This window comes from Pseudomonas sp. S1(2024) (assembly GCF_046557535.1).
Window position 1 is genome coordinate 23129 of record NZ_JBKGFP010000089.1, and the last position, 6066, is coordinate 29194.

5 protein-coding genes are annotated in these 6066 nt (G+C 63.8%); 2 read left to right on the plus strand and 3 right to left on the minus strand.

Going from position 1 to position 6066, the window contains the following annotated elements; all coding sequences use genetic code 11:
- The first annotated feature begins 3 nt into the window (after nucleotides 1–3).
- Nucleotides 4–1113, plus strand: a complete 1110-nt coding sequence (locus tag ACLCGK_RS24715) for an agmatine/peptidylarginine deiminase (RefSeq protein ID WP_410953156.1) — start codon at nucleotides 4–6, stop codon at nucleotides 1111–1113.
- 117 nt (nucleotides 1114–1230) lie between these two features.
- Here ACLCGK_RS24715 and ACLCGK_RS24720 read toward each other — a convergent pair whose 3' ends face one another.
- Both ACLCGK_RS24720 and ACLCGK_RS24725 read right to left on the minus strand, forming a co-directional pair.
- Nucleotides 1231–1764 carry a cytochrome b/b6 domain-containing protein gene (locus ACLCGK_RS24720; protein ID WP_023661197.1) on the minus strand — a complete coding sequence of 178 codons (534 nt, stop codon included), beginning with the start codon at nucleotides 1762–1764 and terminating at the stop codon, nucleotides 1231–1233.
- The gene (locus ACLCGK_RS24725; protein ID WP_191472140.1) at nucleotides 1761–2027 is read right to left on the minus strand and encodes a PepSY domain-containing protein; all 267 of its coding nucleotides are present in this window, start codon (nucleotides 2025–2027) and stop codon (nucleotides 1761–1763) included. Before ACLCGK_RS24725 ends, ACLCGK_RS24720 begins: the two co-directional genes overlap by 4 nt.
- 176 nt (nucleotides 2028–2203) lie before the next feature.
- On the opposite strand from ACLCGK_RS24725, the gene ACLCGK_RS24730 reads away from it, so the two are divergent.
- On the plus strand, nucleotides 2204–3382 hold the full coding sequence (locus tag ACLCGK_RS24730) for an acetyl-CoA C-acetyltransferase (RefSeq protein ID WP_410953157.1): 1179 nt from the start codon (nucleotides 2204–2206) through the stop codon (nucleotides 3380–3382).
- 136 nt (nucleotides 3383–3518) lie between these two features.
- On the opposite strand, the gene metE is transcribed toward ACLCGK_RS24730, so the two are convergent.
- On the minus strand, nucleotides 3519–5810 hold the full coding sequence (gene metE / locus ACLCGK_RS24735; protein ID WP_015271791.1) for a 5-methyltetrahydropteroyltriglutamate--homocysteine S-methyltransferase: 2292 nt from the start codon (nucleotides 5808–5810) through the stop codon (nucleotides 3519–3521).
- Nucleotides 5811–6066: the final 256 nt, after the last annotated feature.

Here is a 6066-nt window from a genome sequence, read left to right on the forward strand (position 1 = left end):
GCCATGCCAAGCCGTAGAACCTTCCTGCAACTTTCGCTGGCCGCCGGCCTCGGTGCCAGCCTCGGCCTGCCGCTGGGCCTGGCCCGCGCCGAGGAACCGGGGCGCTGGTTCATGCCGGACGAAGGCGAGCCGCAGCAACGCGCATTCATCGCCTTTGGCGCCCAGGATGCGATCTGGGAGGACTTCACCGCCGATGTGCAGGCCGCCCTCGGTCGCATCGCCCAGGCCATCGCGCGCTATCAGCCAGTGACGGTGTTCTGCCGGGCCAGCGAGCGCGAGCTGGCCGAGCAGCACTGTGCCAGCCAGCGCACAAGTTTCGTCGAGTGCGAGCTGGACGACATCTGGATGCGCGACATCGGCGCCAACTTCGTCGTCGATGATGACGGAGCTCTGGCGGCGGTGGACTTCAACTTCAATGGCTGGGGCAACAAGCAACGTCACCGCAACGATGCCCAACTGGCCAGGCGCGTAACCACGCTGGCCGGCGCCCGCTACCAGCGCAGCGACCTGGTGGGTGAAGGCGGCGCCATAGAGGTGGACGGCCACGGCACGGGTATCATGACCGAGAGCAGCTGGGTCAACGCCAACCGTAACAAAGGCTGGAGCAAGGCCGAGATCGAGGCGGAGCTAAAGGAAAGGCTGGGGCTGAGCAAGATCATCTGGCTACCGGGCATCGCCGGCCAGGACATCACCGACGGGCATGTGGACTTCTATGCCCGCTTCGTCAGGCCGGGGGTGGTGATTGCCAACCTGGATAACGATCCGGACTCGTATGACTACGCCGTGACGCGCAAGCACCTTGATACCCTCAAGCGGGCCACCGATGCCGAGGGCCGCAGGCTTCAGGTGCACGTCGTGTCGCCGCCGCTGCACGGGCGGCGCAACAGGTTCAGCAAAGGCAATGATGACTTTGCCGCTGGGTACATCAACTACTTCGTGATCAATGACGCGATCATTGCGCCACAGTTTGGCGATGGGGCGGCGGACGAGAAAGCGCGGGGGCTGCTGGAGGCGTTGTATCCGGGGCGGGATATCGTGCAGCTGGATATCGATGCCATTGCTGCGGGGGGCGGGGGGATTCACTGTGTGACCCATCAGTGCCCGGCTGTGTAGCAGAGTTGCCTGTGCTGGCTTCTTCGCGGGCTTGCCCGCTCCCACAGGCACTCCACAAGACTCAAGATTTGTGCAGTTCCTGTGGGAGCGGGCAAGCCCGCGAAGAGGCCGCCACAGTCAATCGCGGTGCCGACGGCGCCCCGTGATCATCGACCACGGCAGGTTTTCCCGCATGCGCACGCTCTCGTAGATGGCCGCCAGCACATGGACGCAAACCAGCACCAGCAGCGCGTTGGCCAGCCAGCTGTGCAGGTCCATCGGCCAGTCGACACCAAACAGCGCGTCCACCTCCTGCGACGCCCACCCGGTAAGGCCCAGGCCGGCGATGCAAGTCAGCATCAACACCATCACCAGGGCGCCAATCGGCGAATGCCCCATATGATGGTCAAGCCCCCCATGCAGCAGCGCACGGGCATGTCCGACCAGGCTTGCCGGGGATGGCCAGAAATCGGCCCAGCGCGCGCTGCGTGGCCCGACAAAGCCCCAGACCACACGCACCACCACAACGGCTAGTGCGTAGTAGCCCAGCCACTGGTGCCAGTCTTCACCCTCTTCGTTGAAGAAGTAGTTGGCGAAGAACACCACGGCGATCGACCAGTGGCACAGCCGCAGCAGGGGGTCCCACAGCTGTACCGTGCCGTCGCTGTTCAATCGTGGTACTCGGTCTTGACTGCCTTGCCCGTCACTGGGTCATGGTAGATCTCGACCTTCTTGCCATCCTTGTCGAAACCGTAGATCTCGTAGCAGTTACCCTCGGTGACCTTGAACTTGTTGATCTTGTAGCCCTGCTCCTTGAGCTGCGCCTGGAATTTTTCCTGATCCTGCCAGGTGCTTTTGTCAGCGGTGGTGCATTCGGTGGCGGCGAATGCAGCGCTGCTGCCGATCAGGAGGGTCATGGCGATCAATGTACGCATGGGCATGTGCTCCCATCCAGATGAGTGTAATAGCGCATCCCTGAGCATAGTTCCGCAGGTCGCTTCGCGCTCATTCATTTGCTTTACACATCAATCGCAAAGAAAAACAAACTTAACAAATGAGCCAAAGCCACCGATGCTTGAGGCATTACGCCCATCGCACGGAGAACAACAACATGAACGACGTGGTCATCGTCGCCGCAACCCGTACCGCCATCGGCAGCTTCCAGGGCGCCTTGGCCACTGTGCCTGCAGTAGACCTCGGTGCCGCCGTGATCAAGCGCCTGCTGGAACAGACCGGGTTGGCCCCGGCGCAGGTCGATGAAGTCATCCTCGGCCAGGTGCTTACCGCCGGCGCCGGGCAGAACCCGGCACGCCAGGCCGCGATCAAGGCCGGCCTGCCCTTCAGCGTGCCGGCAATGACCCTGAACAAGGTCTGCGGCTCGGGCCTGAAGGCACTGCACCTGGCCGCTCAGGCCATTCGCTGCGGTGATGCCGAGGTGGTCATCGCCGGTGGCCAGGAGAACATGAGCCTTGCCCCTTATGTGATGCCGGCGGCCCGCACCGGCCAGCGCATGGGCCATGGCCAGCTGATCGACAGCATGATCAGCGACGGCCTGTGGGATGCCTTCAACGACTACCACATGGGTATCACCGCCGAAAACCTGGTGGACCAGTACGGCCTCAGCCGTGAGCAGCAGGATGCCTTTGCCGCCGAGTCGCAGCGCAAGGCGGTGGCAGCGATGGAAGCCGGCCGCTTCGATGATGAAATCACCCCGATCGTGCTGCCGCAGAAGAAGGGAGAACCCAAGGTGTTCGCGCGGGACGAACAGCCACGCCCGGATACCACCGCTGAATCCCTGGGCAAACTTCGCCCGGCGTTCAAGAAGGACGGCAGCGTCACCGCTGGCAACGCCTCGAGCCTGAATGACGGTGCCGCCGCCGTACTGCTGATGAGCGCCGCCAAGGCCAAGGCCCTGGGCCTGCCGGTGCTGGCCAGGATCGCGGCTTACGCCAGTGCCGGTGTAGATCCGGCGATCATGGGCATCGGCCCGGTGTCGGCCACCCAGCGCTGCCTGGACAAGGCCGGCTGGCAACTGGCCGATCTGGACCTGATCGAAGCCAACGAAGCCTTTGCCGCGCAGGCGCTGGCCGTGGGCAAGGCGCTGGAATGGGATGCCGCGCGGGTCAACGTGAATGGCGGGGCGATTGCCCTCGGCCACCCGATTGGTGCGTCCGGGTGCCGGGTGCTGGTGACCCTGCTGCACGAGATGATCAAGCGGGACGCCAGGAAAGGCCTGGCAACCCTGTGCATTGGTGGCGGGCAAGGCGTGGCCCTGGCAATCGAGCGGTGATCTCGGACTGACTCAAGCAGCCTCGGCCTCTTCGCGGGCTTGCCCGCTCCCACAGGGACCCCACTGAGCTGAATCCAGTGATATCCCTGTTGGAGCGGGCAAGCCCGCGAAGAGGCCGGTACAGGCAACAAGAAAATCAGGCAGTGGCACGCAGCTCGCGGGCAGCTGCGACCATGTTCACCAGCGCTGCCTCGGTCTCCGGCCAGCCGCGGGTCTTCAGCCCGCAATCCGGGTTGACCCACAGGCGCTCGGCCGGGATACGCTGGGCAGCCTTGTGCAGCAGCTTGACCATTTCCTCACGGGTCGGCACCCGTGGCGAGTGAATGTCATACACACCCGGGCCGATCTCGTTGGGGTAGGCGAACCGTTCGAAAGCCGCCAGCAGCTCCATGTCGGACCGCGAGGTCTCGATGGTGATGACGTCGGCATCCATCGCCGCAATCGACTCAATCACGTCGTTGAACTCGCTGTAGCACATGTGGGTGTGAATCTGGGTTTCGTCACGCACCCCCGAAGCACACAGGCGGAAGGCCTCGGTGGCCCACTCCAGATAATGGGCCCAGGCGCCGTGGCGTAGCGGCAAGCCTTCACGGAACGCCGCTTCGTCGATCTGCACGATCCTGATACCCGCCGCTTCCAGGTCGACCACTTCGTCGCGGATCGCCAGCGCCAGCTGGCGCGCCTGCACTTCGCGGCTCACGTCCTCACGCGGGAACGACCACATCAGCATGGTCACCGGGCCGGTCAGCATGCCCTTCATCACCTTGCTGGTCAGGCCCTGGGCATAAGTGATCCACTCCACGGTCATGGCCTTCGGCCGGCTCAGGTCGCCAACGATCACCGCAGGCTTCACACATCGCGAACCATAGCTCTGCACCCAACCGAAGCGGGTGAATACATAGCCATCGATCTGCTCGGCGAAGTACTCGACCATGTCGTTGCGCTCGGCCTCGCCGTGCACCAGCACATCCAGGCCCAGGTCCTCCTGGATTTTCACCGCATGGCGAATCTCGCTGTGCATGGCCTCGACGTAATCGGCCTCGGTCAGCTTGCCCTGCCTGTAGGCCTGGCGTGCCAGACGAATCGCCGAGGTCTGCGGGAACGAACCGATGGTGGTGGTCGGGAACGCCGGCAGGTCGAGCCCCGCACGTTGCTTGACGATACGTTGGGCAAAGGCTGATTTTCGCTGGCTGTCAGCGGGCTTGATGGCTGCCAGCCGGGCCTGCACGCCAGGCTTGTGAATACGCGGCGAAGCGGCGCGGCTGGCCTGCACGGCCTGGCTCTGGGCCAATGCGGCGGCCACGTCGGCGGCGTGCGGGGCATTGATGGCCTTGGCCAGCAGCGCCACTTCCTGGCACTTCTGCACGGCGAAGGCCAGCCAGCTGTGCAGTTCGGCATCGAGCTGGTCTTCACGGTCCAGGTCCACCGGGCTGTGCAGCAGCGAGCAGGACGGCGCCACCCACAGCCGCTCACCCAGGCGCTCATGGGCATGGCGCAGTACCTCCAGCGCCTTTTCCAGGTCGCAGCGCCAGACGTTGCGGCCGTTGACCAGGCCCAGCGACAGCACCTTGTAGGCCGGCAGGCGGTCGAGGATGGTCGGGTACTGCTCGGGCGCCCGCACCAGGTCGATGTGCAGGCCATCGACCGGAAGGTTGGCGGCCAGGCCCAGGTTGTCTTCCAGGCCGCCGAAGTAGGTGGCGATCAGCTTCTTCAGTGGCGCCCGCTGAAGGATGTTGTAGACGCGCTCGTAGGCATTCTTCCAGTCCTGAGGCAGGTCCAGGGCCAGGATCGGCTCATCGATCTGCACCCACTCCACGCCCTGGGCAGCCAGGCGGTTGAGGATCTGGTCATACAGCGGCAGCAGGCGGTCGAGCAGCTCCAGCTTGTCGAAATTGCCACCTTTGGCCTTGCCCAGCCACAGGTAGGTCAGCGGGCCGATTACCACCGGTTTGACCGCATGGCCCAGGGCCTGGGCTTCAGCCACTTCTTCGAACAGTTGCTCCCAGCTCAGGGCAAACTGTTGGTCGGCAGTGAATTCGGGGACCAGGTAGTGGTAGTTGGTGTCGAACCACTTGGTCATTTCCTGGGCGTGCGCGCCGCCGCAGCAATTGTCACCCACGGCGCCACGGGCCATGGCGAACAGGGTCTGGAGAGTGGGCCTGGCAGCGTCGTGGCTGCGGAAGCGCTGCGGGATCACGCCGAAGGTCAGCGAGTGGGTGAGCACCTGGTCGTACCAGGCGAAGTCGCCAACCGGCAGCAGTTCGATGCCGGCGTCTTTCTGCACCTGCCAGTGGCGGGCACGCAGCTCGCGGCCGACGGCGCGCAGGCCGGCTTCGTCGAGTTCGCCCTTCCAGAAGGCTTCCTGGGCCTTTTTCAGCTCGCGGTCGCGGCCGATACGTGGAAAGCCCAGGTTGTGTGCCAGTGCCATGTCTTGTCCCTCAGCATGCATAAATGAATGAGGGGATTTTCCGGGCACTTTCATCTTGAGACAAACTCATTAAATTTGAGATGAACTCAAGACTTATTCATGTTCGTGAATTTGTACTGCCTGTACTGGCTCTTTCGCGGCTAAAGCCGCTCCTACAGGTACCGCGCCACCCTGTGGGAGCGGCTTTAGCCGCGAAAGGGCCGGCACAGGCAAACCCGGATGTCTCATTCCAAGCACCACCCCGCGCATCCGGACA

What these genes read in the sequence shown, in the direction of transcription:
- metE (WP_015271791.1), bottom strand. Translation starts at nt 5,810, where the DNA reads ATGGCACTGGCACACAACCTGGGCTTTCCACGTATCGGCCGCGACCGC.
- ACLCGK_RS24730 (WP_410953157.1), top strand. Translation starts at nt 2,204, where the DNA reads ATGAACGACGTGGTCATCGTCGCCGCAACCCGTACCGCCATCGGCAGC.
- ACLCGK_RS24715 (WP_410953156.1), top strand. Translation starts at nt 4, where the DNA reads ATGCCAAGCCGTAGAACCTTCCTGCAACTTTCGCTGGCCGCCGGCCTC.
- ACLCGK_RS24725 (WP_191472140.1), bottom strand. Translation starts at nt 2,027, where the DNA reads ATGCGTACATTGATCGCCATGACCCTCCTGATCGGCAGCAGCGCTGCA.